14 protein-coding genes and 1 pseudogene are annotated in these 19,154 nt (G+C 30.0%); 12 read left to right on the top strand and 3 right to left on the bottom strand.

The annotated features are described in order from the left end of the window. Window positions 1-205: 205 nt before the first annotated feature. The 9 genes and pseudogenes from Q4548_RS15995 (at window position 206) to Q4548_RS15950 (ending at window position 11,585) form a co-directional block, all read left to right on the top strand. The gene (locus tag Q4548_RS15995; protein WP_303456841.1) at window positions 206-1,456 is read left to right on the top strand and encodes a site-specific integrase; all 1,251 of its coding nucleotides are present in this window, start codon (window positions 206-208) and stop codon (window positions 1,454-1,456) included. 63 nt (window positions 1,457-1,519) lie between these two features. Then, complete coding sequence (locus Q4548_RS15990; protein WP_303456839.1) at window positions 1,520-2,368, top strand: RteC domain-containing protein; 849 nt, start codon at window positions 1,520-1,522, stop codon at window positions 2,366-2,368. A gap of 222 nt (window positions 2,369-2,590) precedes the next feature. Continuing rightward, window positions 2,591-2,863, top strand: a complete 273-nt coding sequence (locus Q4548_RS15985; RefSeq protein ID WP_303456836.1) for a helix-turn-helix domain-containing protein — start codon at window positions 2,591-2,593, stop codon at window positions 2,861-2,863. Window positions 2,864-2,933: 70 nt separating this feature from the next. Then, window positions 2,934-3,350, top strand: coding sequence for a hypothetical protein (locus Q4548_RS15980; RefSeq protein WP_303456833.1), 417 nt, complete (start codon window positions 2,934-2,936; stop codon window positions 3,348-3,350). Between the two features lie 331 nt (window positions 3,351-3,681). Further along, a complete protein-coding gene (locus Q4548_RS15975; RefSeq protein WP_303456830.1) occupies window positions 3,682-4,332 on the top strand; it encodes an ATPase in 651 nt (216 codons plus the stop codon). Between the two features lie 110 nt (window positions 4,333-4,442). Continuing rightward, window positions 4,443-5,123, top strand: a complete 681-nt coding sequence (locus tag Q4548_RS15970; protein ID WP_303456827.1) for a hypothetical protein — start codon at window positions 4,443-4,445, stop codon at window positions 5,121-5,123. Between the two features lie 103 nt (window positions 5,124-5,226). Next, window positions 5,227-5,340: pseudogene (locus tag Q4548_RS15965) on the top strand (ATPase); the annotation flags it as partial. Between the two features lie 91 nt (window positions 5,341-5,431). Then, window positions 5,432-8,113, top strand: a complete 2,682-nt coding sequence (locus Q4548_RS15960; RefSeq protein WP_303456824.1) for a UvrD-helicase domain-containing protein — start codon at window positions 5,432-5,434, stop codon at window positions 8,111-8,113. A 235-nt stretch (window positions 8,114-8,348) separates the two neighbouring features. Next, complete coding sequence (locus Q4548_RS15950) at window positions 8,349-11,585, top strand: DEAD/DEAH box helicase (protein ID WP_303456820.1); 3,237 nt, start codon at window positions 8,349-8,351, stop codon at window positions 11,583-11,585. A gap of 93 nt (window positions 11,586-11,678) precedes the next feature. Here the strand turns inward: Q4548_RS15950 and Q4548_RS15945 are convergent, their stop codons facing one another. The 3 genes from Q4548_RS15945 to Q4548_RS15935 form a co-directional block, all read right to left on the bottom strand. Then, window positions 11,679-12,278 carry an SOS response-associated peptidase gene (locus Q4548_RS15945; RefSeq protein WP_303456817.1) on the bottom strand — a complete coding sequence of 200 codons (600 nt, stop codon included), beginning with the start codon at window positions 12,276-12,278 and terminating at the stop codon, window positions 11,679-11,681. A 177-nt stretch (window positions 12,279-12,455) separates the two neighbouring features. Continuing rightward, on the bottom strand, window positions 12,456-12,908 hold the full coding sequence (locus tag Q4548_RS15940) for a LexA family transcriptional regulator (protein ID WP_303456815.1): 453 nt from the start codon (window positions 12,906-12,908) through the stop codon (window positions 12,456-12,458). Between the two features lie 339 nt (window positions 12,909-13,247). Further along, entirely contained in the window at window positions 13,248-14,501 is a 1,254-nt protein-coding gene (locus Q4548_RS15935) for a Y-family DNA polymerase (RefSeq protein WP_303456813.1), read from the bottom strand. 197 nt (window positions 14,502-14,698) lie between these two features. Here Q4548_RS15935 and Q4548_RS15930 point away from each other — a divergent pair, with 197 nt between their 5' ends. From Q4548_RS15930 to Q4548_RS15920, 3 genes are read left to right on the top strand one after another with little or no spacing between them, the layout of a single operon-like run. Next, the gene (locus tag Q4548_RS15930; protein ID WP_303456811.1) at window positions 14,699-17,443 is read left to right on the top strand and encodes a hypothetical protein; all 2,745 of its coding nucleotides are present in this window, start codon (window positions 14,699-14,701) and stop codon (window positions 17,441-17,443) included. Further along, window positions 17,440-18,507 carry a serine protease gene (locus Q4548_RS15925; protein WP_303456809.1) on the top strand — a complete coding sequence of 356 codons (1,068 nt, stop codon included), beginning with the start codon at window positions 17,440-17,442 and terminating at the stop codon, window positions 18,505-18,507. The genes Q4548_RS15930 and Q4548_RS15925 overlap by 4 nt, the downstream gene beginning before the upstream one ends. Before the next feature lie 6 nt (window positions 18,508-18,513). After that, the gene (locus tag Q4548_RS15920; protein ID WP_303456807.1) at window positions 18,514-18,969 is read left to right on the top strand and encodes a hypothetical protein; all 456 of its coding nucleotides are present in this window, start codon (window positions 18,514-18,516) and stop codon (window positions 18,967-18,969) included. Window positions 18,970-19,154 lie beyond the last annotated feature (185 nt).

The following is a 19,154-nucleotide window of genomic DNA, read 5'->3' as shown; positions in this document are numbered from 1 at the left end:
CAATATAAGTCAGTTTAAAAACTCCTAAATTAATGCTATCCTAATTCACACACAACTTTTGGGCTTGATCCAATATTTCATATATTAGGTTAGTGTTTCGGTTAGTATAAAAAAACAATCTTAATTTACTAACCTCGAACCAATCTTTGATGACTAATAGTTGATTTGACTCTCGCTCTAATGTTTAACCACAAAAGACGAACCTATGAAATCATCAAAAACCTATTCAATTTTATTTTGGTTGTATACCCAAAATGTAGAACCTGGACATGCAGACTTGTATGTTCGAATTACAATTAACTCTAAAAGAGCTAATTTTAGTCTAAAAAAGAAAATTCTTGTTTCTAAATGGGATAGTTCAAAATCTCGAATGAAAGGAAATTCACAAGAAGCACGAATATTTAACCAGTCTTTAGATAAAGTAATTTCAGATATTTTTAAATGTTATCAAGATTTAGAATACGAAGAAAAGCTAATCACTTCAAAAATTTTAAAATCTAGATATCTAGGTACTGACCAAAAACATAAAACTTTACAGGGTTTAGTGACTTATCACAATCAGTTTGTAGAGAAAAAAATCCATAAAGACACTTTACGTAGTTACAAGACTTCTCAAAAATATCTATTTTCTTATATAAATGAACAGCTAAAAACTACCGATTTATACCTTAAAGAATTGGACTATCAATTTTTGTTAGGATTTGAATCTTATTTGCGCAATTATCAACCTACAAACGGTCAGTCTTCTATTCAGAACAACACAGTCATGAAACATATCCAAAGATTGCGTAAAATGGTTAAAATGTCAGTTGAAATGGAATGGATAAACAAGGATCCTTTTGTACGTTTTTCCCCCACCTTAGAAAAAAAGCAAAGAGAATATTTATCAGAAACTGAATTAGAAAAAATTCAAAACTACCATTCAAATATTCCAAGGTTACAACTTGTCAAAAACCTGTTTTTATTTAGTTGTTATACAGGTTTATCATACATCGATATCAGAAATTTATCTCCGAATAATATTGTAAAAGGAATTGATGGAGGGAATTGGATTATGACCAAAAGACAAAAAACAGGAACTTCTGTAAAAGTTCCTTTGTTAGAACCTGCAGAAAAGTTGATAAATTTATATAACCAAAACTTACGTGTTTTGAATTCAGATAAAATCTTCCCAACCATCTCAAATCAAAAGGTAAATAGTTACTTAAAAGAAATAGCAGATGTCTGCGGAATTACCAAGAATTTAACCTTTCACATGGCTCGTCACACTTTTGCAACTACTGTTACTTTGTCTAATGGTATTCCATTAGAAACTGTATCAAAAATGCTAGGCCATACCAAGCTTACAACGACTCAGATATACGCTAAAATTGTAGACAAAAAAGTAAGTGAAGACATGCAGTTGTTGCGAGATAAATTCACAAAAAAAAGTAAAGATCATAAAAATGCCGTATAACATTTGTTGTAAATTATACTTATTTAGTTTAATTTGTTGTCAAAAAAATAACAATTGCTTAATATGGAGGAGATTAATCTATTAATGAGTAACTATGAAAAAGAACTAAAAAAAATTAACAATTCTAACTTTAATCAATATGATTTATTAAAACAAAAAATTTCTGTTGCAAAAAAATCCTTACATCAATTAAGAAATAATGTAAGGAAAAAGGAATTTAACAAAATAGAAGATGAGATTTATTTTTTCAAATTTATCAAACCTAAAGTATGTGGTGAGCTAAATTTCTTTAAAAATAAATTGAACTATCTTCTTGAAAAACCATTTGTCTCGTTAGAAAAAAATCAAAAACACATTCAAAAAGAACTAAGGGATTTTGAAACTAAAAAAAAGAAAAACCTAATGTTTTATCGGTATATGAAGCGGGGTGATACCATCTATGATGATAAATACTTTATTCGAAATCCAGAACAGTTACAATTGTTCTCCTCAAATGAATTTATTGATAGTGATCCAGAGGTATCTACTTCTCATGATCTTTTAGCATTTGAGGTTGTTACTTACAATTTGATTACAAATTTTTATAAAAACGAATTAAACTACTTAGCTAGTTTAGAAGACGGAATGTTTGATACTTCAACAAACAATTTATCCACCACTCCTCTTATTTGGACTTCCTCCAAAACAGATTTGATAGAGCTTATTTATGCTCTCAAAGTAACGGGATCTATTAACGGAGGTGATTCCCAAATAAAGCAATTGACAGAAATTTTTGGACAGCTATTCAGTGTAGATTTGGGCAATTATTACAAAACCTATGCAGACATTAAAAACAGATCCAATGATCCTGCCAAATTCCTTAATAAACTGGTGTTAAACCTTAATAAAAAGGTTGAATTAGACGAAATGTAAAAAACGTAAGTTTTTTGACCTTACGTTTTTTACTATTTTAATATTTTTTTTATAATTAAAAATCTGTGTTTTTTGTTAATGTGCTGATTGTTAGTTGGTTATTTTTTTTGGTTAAAAAACACGTAAGGTCAAAAAACTACCGAATAAAATCCATCAAAGCGTTGCAATTTTGGAAAACGAAAGTCAAATCGAACTATTTGTTAACTAAAAAAACTGTAACGTATGCCAACAGCAATTATTACCACAGATGATTTAAGAGAATTCAAATTAGAATTGTTAGAAGAATTAAAAGAACTCCTAGAGAGTCAGCCTAAAAGGACACCTAAAAAATACTTAAAATCTGCTGAGGTGATGGAGTGGCTTAAAGTAAGCCCTGGAACTCTTCAGACACTTCGAATCAACGGAACGATACCTTATACCAAAATGGGAGGAATTATCTATTACGATGCAGAAGAAATTCAACACACACTCGATAATAACAAGGTTCAACACTAAGAGAATGCCTGATATCAATTACATATCACACCTCAATCAATTCTTTGTTAAAATCCAATCCGACACCAAAATGAATACCACACATGTAAGCATGTACATGGCTTTGTTCTATCAATGGAACAAAGCTAGGTTTTCATCGGAGTTTTTTATCAATAGGAATGAAATAATGCAAATGTCTAGGATAGGTTCTAAAGGAACGTATCACAAATGTTTGCGTGATTTATCAGAGTGGAAATACATCATTTACAAACCTTCTCACAACCCTCATATCGGTAGTAAAATTCACATGTACGATTTTGGGACAAGTAGTGTACAAGTAGTGAACCGATACAGTACCAATAGTGGGACAACTACCGTACCAAAAGTGGGACAAGTATCGGGGCCTTATATAAACAATAATAAACATAGTAAACAATATAAACAGCAAAATCAAAATTCTGATTTTTTAAAAGTTGAAAATGACAAAGATTATAACCAACCACTTTAACGGTCATCGAGGATTGGTTACTGAGCGGAGTCGAAGTAAGTCGAGAAGGAAAAAAAATGTTTATTCCGACCGATTTTTGAATCCAATGATTAGAAAACCGACAGACAAGGTTATTGTTTAAAAATTCAGCCAAAAAACTCTTGAAAACAAATGGTGTCTGAGTAGGTTCTGAACTTGTTTCAGAAAATACGAGTTCATTTGTTTTAGAGGTTGAGGCAAGAATTTTAACAATGTTCTTGAAGTCTTGATCTTTTGGTTCTTTGGCATCAAGGCAAAAGAACAGAAGAAGTTAAATGTGAAAAATAATAGAAAAAGAAGAAACACAAATCTCATGCATTCACACATCATACACGAAAAAGAAACCCTATTCGAATTAGGCACTATCGAAAACAACATCATCCACTACGATTTTGATAAAATCGTAGCTTACCTCAACTACAAAGGAAGATTAACCTTTGGTAAAAACTTCAAAATCTACGAAGATGACCTATTTTTACTCTACAAGCTTTGCTTGTATTTTATCAGAGATTACAAAAACTGTGAAAAGTACGGACTAGATCCAAACAAAGGAATTTTACTTTCTGGTCCCGTAGGTTGTGGAAAAACAAGTTGGATGAAATTATTAAAACACATTACTCCATCAACAAATAGTTTTCAAGTGGTACCGAGTAGGTATGTTACATTTCAATTTAATGGAAAAGGATTTCCAATCATTGAACTGTATGGTTCTACAAGTTCCTATTGCTTTGATGATTTAGGTGTGGAACCCGATGGAAAACACTTTGGACAAGACTGCAATGTCATGGGAGAGGTTTTACTCTCCAGGCATGATTTATTTATTCAAAGCAAAAAATTAACCTTTGCCACCACCAACCTCAACGCAGAAGAAATTGATGATCGTTACGGTTCCAGAGTTCGTTCCAGAATGAGACAATTATTTAATTTAGTGGCTTTTGATAAGGATTGTAGGGATAAGAGATGATGTTTACTTTTTACCTGTTAATAATTAAATAATTGTCATTTATTCTGTTTCATACTAAAGTATGAATCTTTATGGGGTGAAAAATTTAAACTTTAACAAAATAAAAAATAATGAAAAAGATACTATTTATAATAATGATTTTTATATCAAGTTTTTGTTTTAGTCAAGAAATTGATACATCAATTTTTAATGCATACAAGCAAAGTAATATTGCAGAAGGGGGTAATTGTGTTTCTATTGCTTTGATAAAAGCTTGTTTCTCTAAGTATGGTTTTAAAAATATTTTTAATTCAATTGAAAAAAAAGATACGATTTATAATGTTGTATTAAAAAATAATATAAAGTTATCGATTACTGAAAATCAGTTATCAAAAGCTAAAGAAAGAGCAGGTTTTGTACTTAAAGATTCTACTGATTTTTCTTTAAAATTTAAAGAGTTTTCAGAATTCTGTTTTGCTGTAATGTGCATGAAGAATAAAATAGATAAGAAGATAGATACATATGATGCAGCAATAACAAATTTAAATAGTGGTTATGAAACAAAATACGCGTACAAACTATTAGGTGTTAATTTTAAAAGAGTTAAAAGTAAAACAGCTCGTACCAAAAAATTAAAACATTTAGTTGTTTACAATACATATCATGCTGTTTATGCTTCAGAAGGTTATTATGATGAGTCTTGGAATAAAGAGACCGGTATTAATAAATTATCAAATTTAAAATGGAAAAGGTTTGGTTATAAATGCTTTTGGAAGTTATGTACTTACAAAGCATATGAGATTGTTGATTAATTCCTCAAAAGAACTCACAATGATTACCAACTAGCTGAATATCACTAAAATCATCAACCTGATTATCTTAAATACATTTTATCCTATACTATAATTTTGCCCCACCAACCTCAACGCAGAAGAAATTGATGATCGTTACGGTTCCAGAGTTCGTTCCAGAATGAGACAATTATTTAATTTAGTGGCTTTTGATAAGGATTGTAAAGATAAAAGGTAATCGTATTTCCTGATATTTGATAGAAATAATTATTTTTATCTAGATAAATATCGAGGTTGCTTAACCAATCTAAAAATAATCATTAAAATTAATGTGGAATCTACTTATCTTTTTTGGAGTAATAACAAGTTTAATAGTTGTTATATATCAGGTTTTAGAAAAGAAAAAATATCAGAACAAAAAATACATATCTAATCTATCAGAAATCACTTCATTTTTCGATATCATTAATAATTTTGACGATTATATTACTTGGGTACAGCGTGAAAAAATAAAAACAAAATTTTCTGCTATTGGTAAATACTTTAAAGGAAAATCCAACTACTACAAGAAAGAAGAAAAAGTCTCAAAGTTTAACAATATTTATCAGGATTTTGACAATTACGTTAAAGACTACAACTATGATTACGTTCAGAATCAAAAAGTGAAATTGAAACATTATTTTGATGATATTGAAGGTAAGAAATTAGACGTTCAACAAAGAAACGCAGTAATCACAGATGAATATTCTAACTTAATTATAGCCGGTGCAGGTTCTGGAAAAACTTTAACAATCATTGGAAAGGTTAAGTATTTGTTAGAAATAAAAAATATCAAACCTGAAAATATTTTGCTTTTATCGTTTACCCGAAAAACGGTCGATGAATTAAATCAACGACTAAAAATATTGGGATTAAAGGTAAAAGCTACAACTTTTCATAAACTAGGGTACGATACCTTAAAAAGTCATTTGTTAACGATACCTGCAATAACCAATGAAAATACACTATACAACATTGTCAAAGAATATTTAAGTAATGAAATCTTTAATGATGCTGAAGCTTTAGAAGCATACATTGTTTATGTTGCTTGCTATATGAATATCCCTGAAGAAAATGATAGTTTTGATTCTTTAGGTGAAAAATTAGACAATGAAAAAGGAATTGATTTTATAACCTTAAGGTCGAAGTGTGAAACGGAAGGACTAAACATTGTAGAAAAAGGGTCTCACGATACTATACAGGGTGAAAAAGTGAAAAGTTTAGAAGAACTAGCAATTGCAAACTTTTTGTTTTTAAATGGTGTTGAATACGAATATGAAAAACAATACCCATTTGGAAATGGGGTGTATCGTCCAGACTTTTATTTAACGGATTACGACATATATTTAGAGCATTTTGGTGTTGATGAAAATAATAGAGCAAAATGGCTTTCTCCAATTAATGAGCAAAAATATGTGGAAGAAATGGAGCTAAAAAGAAATACTCATTTAATACACAATACCAAACTTTTAGAAACATATTCATATTACAATAGAGAAAATATACTGCTTGACAAATTACACGAAATGTTATTAGAAGTAGATGTAGATTTCAAACCTCGTGATGTAAAAAGTATCTACACAAAAGTAAATGATAATAATCAAAGCTTTGGAAAGGAACTATTAAATTTAATAGGATCCTTTATCAATTTAAGCAAGTCAAGACAATTGAATTATCCTTCTTTAATTTCATTGTTCTCAGATAAAGCTAAAAATCAAAATGAATTTATGCAGCAAAGGCAAGAAACCTTTTTAAAGTTTGCGCTTCCAATTCTAAAAAAATATGACGAAATCCTTAAATCAAAAGATGAAATTGATTTCAATGATATGATAAATCAGGCAACAGATATCATAAAAATAAATAAGCCAAACTATAATTATGATTATATAATAATCGATGAATATCAAGATATATCTTATGCTCGATTCAATCTAGTGAAAGAAATTAGAAACATTTCTGGAGCAAGATTAATTTGTGTAGGTGATGATTGGCAATCTATTTATCGTTTTGCAGGGAGCGATATTTCTTTGTTTAGCAATTTTGATAAATATGTTGGTAAAAATGAGCAATTATTTATTGAACAAACCTATCGAAATTCACAATCGTTAATTGACATAACTTCCAAATACATTCAAAAAAACAGAAAGCAAATAAGTAAATACCCTATATCAAAAAAAGAACCGTTAGAAAATCCAATTAAATTTGCTTCATATTCACAAACCAATGCAGAAGATATTTTTATAGATGAAGTCCAAAGTATTGTAAATAAATACGGTAACAAGTCAATTTTGGTTTTAGGTAGACATCGCTTTGACATAAATGAATTTATAAAACTAAAACCAAATTCTAAAATAAAATATTACGAACGTACTAATAAATTAGAAGTAAAAGGTTTCGAAAATATTGATATAAAATACATTACAGTCCATAAATCTAAAGGTTTAGAAGCTGATAATGTGATTATCTTAAATCTTAAAAATGACTTACTAGGTTTTCCGAATAAAATGACTGATGATCCTGTATTATCGTTACTACTTAGTGATAATGAATCATTTCGTTATGCTGAAGAAAGAAGATTATTTTATGTGGCATTAACTAGAACTAAAAATGAAGTAGTATTACTTGTTCCAGTGGATGTCTCTTTATTTGCAGAAGAATTAATTTCAGACAATGATTATTTACTTACCACAAACAACCACATTCTAAGTAAAACAAATTGTCCATATTGCCAAACAGGAAACCTTGTAGTTAGGAAAAGTTCATACAATAACAATCAATTTTTAGGCTGTACACATTACCCTGTTTGTAATCAAACTTTTAAAAATATTGAAATTCTAACAAACACAATAATTTGTCCAAGTTGTGAAAGTGGTTTTATGATAAAAAGAACCGGAAAGTATAGTAGTTTTTTAGGTTGCACAAATTACCCTAAATGTAAAAACACAATAAAATTAGAAAAGCAAAAAAACTAAACCTTTTTCGTCTGGCAACCTCAACGCAGAAGAATTGGGAGAACGCTATGGTGTTAGAGTTCGCTCCCCAATGCGACAATTATTTAATTTAATGGCTTTTGATAAAAATTGTGTGGATATAAGGTAATGATAAACTTTAAAATTTGATATTAATCATTACTTTTAGTTTTTACATAACAAGTTGGTATTCATTGTAAGAAACATTCTGCATAACATAAACTTAAATTGATAAATCATGAGAGTAATCCTACCTAGCCATTTTAATTTAAAAGAAAAGATTGGTAAAGACTTTGTTTATCAATTAGGATTTGACAAGAAGAAAATAGACGGAACACTTCAAGAATATACTTATAATAGAGTAAATGGCTATCTGTTGACAGAAAATGGAGGTAGAGAAATATTAGTTGCTTCAAGAAAGAATTGGTCTGCAAATGACCGTTTTGATTATGTCCTACAAGCAAAAGACTTTGATAATATTAATGAAGGTGATTTCAGTAATTACATTTGGATAAGGCACCCCGATTTTGCAGAACCAAATACATTTAACGAAGTAAAAGAATCTTTTAATGGAGCATTCTCATTTAAGCAAGAAAATTTAGAAGAAGGAATTGAAGGTCTTCGTTCTCCTCAAATTGGTGGTATATATGCAACTCTAGCACATTGGCAGATTGGTTCAGAACCTGCGACAATTGTAATGCCTACTGGAACAGGTAAAACGGAGACAATGATTTCCTTACTGATTACTGCAAATTGTGATAGAATACTTATCGTTGTGCCGTCAGAAGCATTACGCTCTCAACTAGCTAAGAAGTTTATAACTTTAGGTTTATTGAAACATTTAGGCATAGTAAATGAAGATATCCTTTATCCTAGAGTTGGAATTCTGAAGCACCGACCTAAAACAGAACAGGAGGTCAATGATTTCTTTGAAAATTGTAATGTGATTATTACGACTATGAGTGTTGTAGGTCAAATTACCCCTCAAATCCAAACAAGAATTTCAGACTACTGTTCTCATTTATTTATTGATGAAGCACATCACATTGCAGCAAAAACATGGAGGAAGTTCATTGAAACTTTTAAAGAGAAGCATATATTACAATTTACTGCTACACCATTCAGAAATGACGATAAATCAATTGGAGGAAAGATTATATTCAATTACCCACTGAATAAAGCACAAGAAGAGGGGTATTTTAAGAAAATCGATTATTACCCAATATACGAGTTTAACTCCTTTGACTACGATAGGTCAATAGCAGAAAAAGCAGTTGAAATATTAAGAGCAGATTTAGCAAATGACTATAACCACATTCTTATGGCGAGAGTGAATTCTACTTCTCGTGCTAATGAAGTGTACGAAATCTACAAAGAATATGAGGATTTAAATCCTATTCAAGCACATACAGGATTAAAAAATGAAGAACAGAAAGAAGCTATTCGTAAAATCTTAAATTATGAAACTCGCATTATAATATGTGTTGATATGTTTGGTGAAGGTTTTGATATGCCTGAATTGAAAATTGCAGCATTTCATGATGTTAAGAAAAGCTTGCCAATAACATTACAATTAGCGGGTAGGTTTACACGGACAAATAGAGATAATAATCTAGGTAATGCCTCTATAGTAGTTAATCTTGCCAATGTGGAGGTTACAGAAGAATTACAATCATTATATTCACAAGATTCTGATTGGAATCAAATCTTACCTGTTATCTCTGATGAAAACTCAAGAGAGCAGGAAAGTCTTTTTGAATTCATGCAAGGATTTGATAAATTTCCCAATGAAATACAACTCCAAAATATCAGACCAGCATTAAGTACAGTTGTGTACAAAACAAATACTGAAACTTGGCAGCCTAATAACTTTGAAAAAGGAATTATAGGTATTGATAATTTTGACCAAGTTTATTCTGATATAAATATTGAAAAAAGAACATTGGTGATTGTAACTGGAAATAGAGTTCCTGTTAAATGGGGAGACTTAAAAGATATTTTTCGATTAGAGTGGACTTTATATGTTGTTTATTGGAATCAAGACCAGCAACTACTTTATATTAATTGTTCTGCAAATGGGAGCATGTTTGAAAAACTTGCAGAGGCAGTATCATTAGGAACAGCTACTCCGATAAATGCCGAAGATGTTTATCGAAGTTTAGGGAAAATCACAAGGTTAAAAATAAATAATGTTGGATTAAAGGAGCAATTAGGAAAGCAAAAAAGCTTCACCATGCATACAGGGGAAGATATTGAACCGGCTCTTAGCACTGTTCAATTATTAAACAAAATAAAATCCAATATTTTTGGCGTTGGGTTTGAAGATGGCGAAAAAATATCTATCGGTTGTTCCTACAAAGGTCGAGTTTGGACTAGAAAAAATGGAAACATCGAAGAATTGATTAATTGGTGTAATTATACGGGTGACAAATTACTTGATGAAACTATAGACCCAAATATGATTCTCAGTGGTGCAATTTATCCACATAAAGTTGATAGCCGACCAGAACTAATGCCAATTATGGTTGAATGGAATGATGAAGTTTATAAAAAGAATGAACAAGCCGTTTATATAGTTCATAATGATTTTTCTTATCCTCTTGATTCATTTGAATTAGAGTTACTTAATCCTTTAGAAAAAGGGGACATAAACATTGTTCTTTATAATGAAAGATTTAGGTCAGTTTATAGATTGGAAATAAATGCGGATAATTTTGCTTTTATAAACGTTGAAAATCCTTGTTTTATACAATTTGGAGCAACTGCACATCTCTTATCAGAATACTTTTATAGTTACTCACCTATTATTCGATTTTTAAATGGTGCATGGCTAGAAGGAAATCAATTTGTCGATTTCGTTTTTGATGGAAGTTCATTTGAACGTAATAAAATTATAGCATGGGATTGGACAGGTGTTAATATTAGAGAGGAATCTCAAGGTGAACAAAAAGCTACTGGTAATATACAGCACAAAGTAATTACAGTACTACAGAATAAGGATTTTGATATAATCTTTGATGATGATAGTTCTGGAGAGGCTGCAGATTTGATTACGGTAAAAGTTGACGATATTGCTAAGAAAATAATTGTTGAATTGTATCATTTAAAATATTCGCATGGAGAAAATGCAGGTGCTAGGATAAGTGACTTGTATGAAGTATGCGGACAAGCACAAAAAAGTGTGTTTTGGAAGGGGAAAGGTGGTTTTGCATTGTTTAAACATTTGATTAAAAGGGAATCAAGGAGAGTATCAAATGGGAAAAATTCCCGTTTTGAAAAAGGCACTATTGAGAACTTAGCACTAATAAAAGAAAAAAGTAAACGATTTTATAAAACTGACTTTAAAATTTATATAGTTCAGCCAGGTTTATCGATAGAAAGAGCTTCCGAACAACAATTAGAACTATTAGCTGTAACTGAAAACCACCTTTTAGAAACTTATAAGATTGATTTAGAGGTGATAGCAAGTGAATAAACAACGAAATACCAACAATGTATAAAAAACATAAGTGGCTCAGTGCAATTTGATTGGTCAGTACTTCTAAATCACTTCTTATACTTGACCGTTCTAAAACAACACCCCTTGCTTATCATCCAATTGTATAGCAGAAAAATCATAAAAATTAGGAACCTCATTTCCCAACAACCATTGGTGCATTTTATCCAATTCAGTAAAAGCAAAAGGCATACGTAATTTGGTATTATGAATGTCACGCATAATACCTTTAGCCTCAGTTGTGATGATGGTATACGTTTTTTGGCCATCATGTTCATCAAACAAACCAGCCAAAGCAAATAATTCATTGTTATGGCCTATTTCATATTGTATTTTCTGACCGTGATAATGTTGCCATTCGTAAAAACCATCAACAATAATTATACATCTGTTATCTTGTATATTTTTAAAAGAAGGCTTTTCTGATAAAGTTTCAATTCTTGCATTCAAAGTGTAATTTCTATTCCAATCATCTGGTGCCCAATGTGGGTGTAAACCCCAAGAAACATTCTGAACTAAATGAATATCTTCATTGGTAATAATCGGTGTTTTAGGATATTCAAAACCAACAAAATGATCAGATACAGGAAAATTATCCAAATCTTCAATGACTGCTTCAAATCGGTTGGCAACCTCTTTAGCTTTTTTGGTTTGCTTGCTATGGAAACACATAATTAGTTTTATATCAGTGATTAAGAGAGGTACTGAAAGTAAAAAAATAATGAATCATTTGCAATTTGAAAGTTGCATAATTTTTAATATCTTGTAAGAAGAAAAGAATAGTATTCTTATTTCATAGCAATTTTTTTTTACCTCTTCTAAACTTTAGGAGAGGTTTTTTATGAGATACTACAAATCCCTAACAATGTGTTTTACAACACCTCTACATTGTATCACATCATCTTTATCTATTTCAATATTTGGAAAATCATCATTATCAGCAATTAGTATATTTTTTGCTTTATCCAATCTTTTAACGGTAAAATCATTATTGTTTACGGATAAAATTCCAATATCATTATCCTCTAAATTCAAATCAGCTCTAACAATTAAATAATCACCAACAAGTAAGGTTGGATACATAGAATCCCCTTTTACCTTAACGATAAAGGTACTATTGGGCTTGTTTAGTAATCTTGCATCTAAACTCAATCTTTGTTCCTTAAAATCATCCGCAGGACTCGGAAACCCAGCTTGGACACCATCTTCAAAATAAGGCACGTAAACTCCCTGTTCAGAAACCTTAAAAGGAACCATTTCTAATTCCTCACTTAAACCTTTAGCTACTTTAATTATTTTCATAATATAAAATTACAATTTTTAGATTCGTACAATACAAGAAATAAAGAACGAAACAATGGAAGTGCGTTGCGATAGCAAAAGAGCATGGAATTGAACACGTGAATGGTGCGAAGTAATTTCATAGGGTAGTACTTGACTTTTTGGTTCGTTTTGTACTTGTGCTGAGCTTGTCGAAGTATTAAGATAAAATGAACAGATAATGCCTATTATAACTAGTTTGGTCTTTTTCACCAATCAATCCTTCTACTTTCTACCCAAAATCCTTTTACACTCATCAAAATATCATCTTCTAGATACTAGATACTAGATACCTGCTACTAGATACCAACTACCAACCAATCACTCCACCTCCAAAACCTCATCCCAATGAGTGGTAAATCTAGGACTCAAACGTTCTTGTTTCATTTTCCATGTTCTACCCAAACCTTGACCACCAACTTTTAATTTATGGATTCCTAATTTATGGTTGATATCATCAATAGTTTTCATTAATGGTGAATGCTTTGGATTCTCATTCACAAACAAATTCAACTGCGTTTCATTGTTGGGTCGAATCCCCATCACAATCACACCTGCTTTTTTATAAGCATACCCATCTTTATAGATAGCTTTCAAAGCTTTTTGTGCGTATTGACTAATCGTAATACTCGATGAAGTAGGATAGGGGAGTTGTACCGTAATATTTCTACTGTATTGTGCCTGGTTCTTTTTATGATAATTCGTCAAAACAAAAATCATGATCACCGTACAATTGCTTTCTTGTTTTCTTAGCTTCTCAGCACAAGAACATGCAAAAGTAGCCACACGTTCCTTTAAGGTGAAATAATCGCTAATATCTCTGTCAAAACTACGGGTGGTTGAGATTGCTTTTTTGTTCTTTACTTCATCTAAAGACAATCTAGGTTTTCCTTCCAATTCATGTTTCAAACGCAACCCTACAATGGAGAATTCTTTTTGTACCCAAGCATCTGCCAATTGTGTAAAGTCATAAGCTGTCATGATATTTTTAGCTTGCAAACGTTGTGAAAATTTTCTCCCAATTCCCCAAACATCTTCAATCTTTGTCCACTTCAATGCTTTAATTCGTTTCTCTTCATTGTCAATCATATAAGAACCGTTGGTTCTTTCCGGAAACTTCTTAGCAATTTTATTGGCTATCTTGCTCAATGCTTTGGTAGGTGCAAAGCCTATACTTACAGGAATTCCAACATGTTGTAAAACCGTTTCTCTCATTTGAACACCATAATTTTGTAAATCATAATGTTCAAATCCTTTAAATTCTAAAAAAGCCTCATCTATAGAATAAATTTCAATATCTGGTGTAAAAGTTCGTAAAGTATTCATCACACGATTACTCAAATCACCATACAAAGCATAATTACTCGAAAACACATGAATGTCATGCTGCTTAAAAATCTCTTTATACTTAAAAGCCACAGCACCCATAGGTACAAATTGCTTCACCTCATTACTTCGTGCAATCACACAACCATCGTTGTTAGAGAGTACAGCAATAGGCTTTCCGTTGAGTTGAGGTCGAAAAACTCGCTCACAACTAGCATAAAAATTATTACAATCTACAAGTGCATACATAATACAAAGTTAAATGATATCATTCGAATACAAATAAATTGTTGATAAGTGTGATAGATTCACATAAATATAGTTGAAAATAATGACCATATATTTTATAATAATTTAAAAAAGACTTGAATGGATTGTTTTTTTGTTTTAAGTCATTCATATTAAGATGTATATGTTATATTTATTGATAACTAAACTAATATGCTATGAACTTTAAAAAAATCTTATGGATACCTATGTTATTTTGTCTGGGTATTCTCAATGCACAAACAAAAGCAGCATCTATATCTGGTGATGCTGCCACTTTAATTAACCTTTTAGATAAAAATTACAGTTATGAGAGTGATGATTCTATTCAGGAATTATTAATAGATCAAGAAATAGTCTTAGGAATTTTTAAATCCTATATTTCTTTAACCAAGGTAGTAGATAAAAATAATGAAAGTGAGATATCTAAACTTAAACAAGAATTATTAAAATTAAATAATTCTTTAAATATAGTGGTAGAAAATGATCGTAAAAACGATACAATAGAAAAGATATCTAGACTTAAAAAAGAATTATTAGTTAAACTTGAGACTCAAACAGTAGCCCAATTTGATGAATCTAAGATTGGTAATAATGAATATTTAAAGAAAGTATTTGAAGAGTTCAAAACAAAATATGATGCTATCAATTCATATAAATATGACTCTACTTCAAAGTACAATACAAATGAGACCGTACAAAAATCATTGCCTTTTTTAAGTAGTGGTAATATTGGTTTTGAAACATTTGTAGAAGTACTTAAAGATCATATTGTTGAACAGGTAAAAGCAGAGTTAAGTAATTTTGTGATAGAAAATGTTAAAGAAAAATTAGAAAATCCAAATTATTACAGTGTTGTAAATGAGATAAAAATATTGCTTCCTAAAACATATAGCTATATCATCCAATTTAACATTGATGAAATGTCTGATTTTACATCTCGTGTAAAAGAAAATGTAGAAACGGATTTAAATAATTTATTAGAAAACGCTACAAATTTAACTCAGTCTCCTAGATTTAAACATCTTATAGAAAAGAATCCAGATTTAAAGTTTGCATTCCTAGCATTAAACATTGTATCAGACTTGTCCAAAGCTAAAAACCCTATTGATTATTTTGAAACCTTAGAAACAAGTGATATGGAAATAGAGTTTAGTAGTTCTTTAAATGAGAAAAAAAAGAATATAGCAAACTCAATCAAACTGATGAGTTTATTGGCACATAGTTTAACGGAAACAAATGAAGAAGGAGTAAAATTTGTATCAGTAGATTTTATGTCAAGTTATGGTACTAGACCTGAATTTTTCCTTCTGTATTTTGGTTTTTTACATGAACAAAATAAAAAGTTCTATAATCTTGAGTTTTACTCTAGTGAAGGTATGAAACCAACTCCAATTAAGATAAATGAATTATTTACAAAAATACCTCCTGAAAAAGTACTTGAATATAATACTGATGCAATACAAATTCAAAACCAGTTAACATCTATAGTTAAAAATGCTGAAAAAATTTATCAAAATATAAAAGAAATAAGAAAAGCAGATAATGATGATGTAATTAAAATTACACCTCAGCAAACACATAGTTTTGTGAATGATTTTATTGATTTTATTGACCAAATAGTATTAGTTGGTATTAATATTACTGATAAAATGCAAACAACAGAAACATACGAAAATCATAAAAACAATTACAATAACATTAAGCCTTTTATAAATACTGCTAAACAAGCAAATGATATTGTATTGAGTTTAAATGAAAAAAAATATGCAAATGCAGTTTTAACAGCTTTAAAAATACCAGAAGAAATATCTTCAGATACATATACTATTAATAAACTACTTAGTATACATGATAAATTAGAAAATATAGAACCTCTTTATTTATCATTTTTAGTTTTAAAAGATGATGTTAAGTTTCCAGATAAAGAAAGTAGTAAGGAAGAATTTAAGTACTTGCTTGAAGCTCTTAAACTTTCAATTAAAAAATACGATTTTAAAGAAGTAGTAGATAAAAAACAAATAGTTACAGAAATTGAGAAATTAGAAACTACTATTGATAAAAATAAGGATAGTTTTAAAGAAAGTATCAATAATTTTAAAATTACAATATCAGAAAGTGTAATTAAATCATTTTCTGATAGTTTATTGAATATTGTTAATAAAAAACTACCTGAATTTAATAAAGAAGATTATCCTTGTCTAAAAGAACTGTTTAATGCTAAAATTAAAAAGAGATTAAAATTAAATATGGGAGAAATAAAAATTACTGAATTAGAAAAAAAGGCAACAGATGAATTAATTACTAATTTACCAACTCTGGCTCTAGATATAGCTAAAATTGACGATGAGAATGTTCGTAAAATTATATATTTCTTAGGTGATGTTGCCAAGGCAGAAGATAAGCAAGATTTACAATTAGCCTTCAGTAATTATACTTCAAAAGAGGGATATCGTAAAAAAAGAAATGCAGCTTTTGATGTTTCAATAAACTCTTTTCCTGGTTTTTATGGTGGTCTAGAATATAGTGAAGTAAATAAAAAAGGTGAATTTATAACAGGTGTTTCTATTCCTGTTGGTATTAATGCTTCTTTTTTTAGTTTAAACACATGGATACAAAGTGTTGATGTCTATCTCTCAATTATGGATGTAGCGGCTCCTTTTAGATTAAGAATAGACGGAGAGGATAATACAAAAACGGTTTCAGACTATAATTTTGAAAATATTTTTACACCAGGTGTTTATTTAAGTTTTCCTATTAGAAAAAGTCCATTTGCATTTAACATTGGGGCTCAATATGGTCCACAATTACGTTATGATGAAGGAAATGGAGACTTTGTGAATAAAGAAGCTTATAGTATTCGTGCAGGTTTGGTTGTAGACATTCCTCTTTTCACTCTTTACAATAGACCTAAAAGCAGATGAGAATTCTAATATTTATAGTATTACTGTCTAATTTTGTATTGGCTCAGGAAACAACTATCACATTGACACAAAAAGATTCCTTAAATGTTGATAAAATACAGCAAGATAAGTTGCAAAGGAAAGACTATCTCAAAAAGTTTAAGGGTCAGCCAAAAGGTGCATTTAAAGATGTTTCAGAAAGATTTAGTGCATCTCCTGAGTCTAATTATGCTGATAATAGTGAAAATAAAGTATTAGGTATAGAACCTGGGGAATCTAGCCATAATCATACTCTAAGAGGGCCTTCACAATACGATAGTAGAATTGAAATTTTTCAATTGAATAAAGATTCTTTATGGCAAAATAACATTCATATAGCTCAAATGTCTGTGGGTATAGTGGTAGATAAAAAAATGTTATCTAAAGTATCAAAAGACTACTACCAGTTAAATATCAACAATACTCTTGGTAGTTTATACAATCTCTGTGCTAGTGTTCCTTTTCAAAATCAACCTGTTGTAGGAGTGGGGACTGCGTTTTTAATTGATAAGAATCGGATGATAACCGCAAATCATGTATTTGATAAAAACATAGAGCATTATGCCATTGTATTTGATTTTTTTATGAGTTCAGAAAATGGTGTCATCAATCCATTAATAAAAAAAGAAAACATTTATTACCCTGATAAAATTTTAAAAAAGAAAACGGAATTAGATATGGCTGTCTTTACTACTAAAAAAGAAGTACAAAGGCCTAGTTTAAAAATTAGTGAGGATAGAATTCTTAAAAAAGGTACACAAGTATATAGTATTGGTCATCCCTCTGGTTTACCTAAAAAGATTTTATTAAATGCAAGTGTTTTGGAGAACAAACATCCTTATTACTTTTATACTTCATTAGATAGTTTTCAAGGGAATTCAGGGTCACCGGTATTAGACTTTAAAACCAATAAGGTAATAGGTGTTTTGGTGTCTGGAGAAATAGATTATAAATTTAATGGGAATTGTTATACAATCAATATCTGTGGAAGACCGAAGTGTAAGGGTGAAAAAGTAATTAAAATTGAGAGGGTTTTAAATGATTAAATAGCTATGAATACTAATCTTCCGATTTGGTTCCAGGTCCTAAAATCATTCTACGAGAATGATGAGTACCACAATGGCCTAACAATTCCATATTTAATTGGAGCTTCAACAATCATAAGTCCAGAAAAACCATTAAGTTCAATTAATGATGTTTTAACAGAATCCCAAAATATACGCTTACCAAATATGATTGAACTCTTATTTTGTGAAGCGGAAGAAGAATTTTTACTAAGAATTTATGATAAAGAAAACTTAATGGCGTTAGAAGAATTTGACAGACAATACGATAATTTAATCATTACTGATGAATCTTTGGCAGACTTAAATATAGAACAAGTTATTAATGACATGTATATGTTATATCAAGATCCTATAAACAAAGGGCTATACAAAAATAAATTAAAGAGTTGGTGTGAGTATAGTTCATATGATATCAAAAGAATCACCCACATTAAAAACTAATATCTAAAATATTCATTATTAACTCTTAGACCCTTCTACTTTTTACCCAAAATCCTTTTACCAACAACGAACAACCACCAACTGATTACCCATTGCCAAAAGCCAACAGCTAAAAACCAAAATCTAGATACTAAATACGAGCTACTAGATACCAATTGCTCATTGCCATAAATCACCTCAGGTCA

This window comes from Wenyingzhuangia sp. 2_MG-2023, assembly GCF_030548295.1.
Lineage (GTDB): Bacteria > Bacteroidota > Bacteroidia > Flavobacteriales > Flavobacteriaceae > Wenyingzhuangia.
The sequence above is the reverse complement of the archived record's forward strand: the minus strand, read 5'-3'. Positions and strand labels throughout refer to the sequence as shown.